The organism is Rodentibacter sp. Ppn85 (assembly GCF_001999335.1).
Classification (GTDB): domain Bacteria; phylum Pseudomonadota; class Gammaproteobacteria; order Enterobacterales; family Pasteurellaceae; genus Rodentibacter.
Map to the genome: position 1 here is coordinate 1 of NZ_MLHS01000082.1, position 1,150 is coordinate 1,150.

The 1,150-nt window shown below is 32.0% G+C and carries 2 protein-coding genes and 1 pseudogene; all 3 read right to left on the reverse strand.

Translation table 11 applies throughout. The annotated features are described in order from the left end of the window. A pseudogene (locus tag BKL51_RS11130) lies at positions 1-349 on the reverse strand (hypothetical protein); the annotation flags it as partial. Next, entirely contained in the window at positions 337-627 is a 291-nt protein-coding gene (locus BKL51_RS11135) for a hypothetical protein (RefSeq protein ID WP_077466730.1), read from the reverse strand. The gene BKL51_RS11135 and the pseudogene BKL51_RS11130, both read right to left, overlap by 13 nt. A gap of 152 nt (positions 628-779) precedes the next feature. Continuing rightward, on the reverse strand, positions 780-1,121 hold the full coding sequence (locus BKL51_RS11140; protein ID WP_198930131.1) for a hypothetical protein: 342 nt from the start codon (positions 1,119-1,121) through the stop codon (positions 780-782). Positions 1,122-1,150 lie beyond the last annotated feature (29 nt).

The window sequence follows — 1,150 nt, forward strand, 5'->3', positions numbered from 1 at the left end:
ATATAAAACTATAAGCATCTGACATTGCCCTGCTTGGTTTGGCTATTTCTAATTCTAATAACTCCCCATCAACCCTTAAATCTCTTTCACCTTCAAAAATATAATCACTATTAGATTCTATTTTAGGAAAGATATACCTTGACTCCTTAATAAATTGATAGCCATCAAACAATTTAACAATAGAATTTGATTTATTATCTAATTGACAGTCTTTAGATAATAAAAAAATCTTAATAAAGAATCTATTTCCATAGGAAATGTCCTTAAATAAACAATAATTTGAACCATATGAAATTGATGAAAAAAACAATGCTAATGAAAATAGAATTATAAAATTTACTCTTCGCATTTCCATACCCTCTTTGTTATAGAAAAGTTATGACGTCTTTCTGACTTAGAATCAGTATATGAATTAACTATATTTGTAATATTATTTACATCATTATCAGAACAGCCATTATTTGCTATAGAGTTTAGTCCATGAGAAGTCCAATAGCCCATACTTGATAACATTGCACCTTTTACTGTTAGAATTGAATCTGGCTCATTTATAATATTAATTCCTGAATCACTAGCATATTTATCAATTTCTTTTTGTGCTTCTTTATAATTTCCTTTTCCTGTCAATTGAATAAACCCTTTTCCTCTAAAATTCCACCCATCATTTGAATTAACATCCCCATTACCATTCCTATTGGAATAAGCTAAATTAGCTATTGCTATTTGATTTGCAGGATGATATTTATTTCTCCCATATCTATCAGCTTCTGCTGGATTCCTTATAAAATTTCTTCTTTTATTTTTAGATCAGCTGATGGGAATAATATATTTAGTTGCTCTAAAGTAATATAACTACCTTCTTTATTTATGCTCAACCACCCAATCACCCCCAACGGATGCATATAATACGCCTTCCGCTCACTATCAAATCCCGCCGCCTTCAAATCAATCACCAAATCATTTACCCGTTTTTGAATTCTATCCGCTGCATCGTTGTCATTCAATTTTCGTGCCAACGCAATAAGCTCATTAAATTTGGTTGATTGGCTCCTTGCCCATTCGCTTTTATGCTGAACGATAATTCCCGTTAAACGTCGTTCTTCCGCAGGATTGAGCAGCAAACCTTTAGTTTTCCCGCCTCAAACCGACT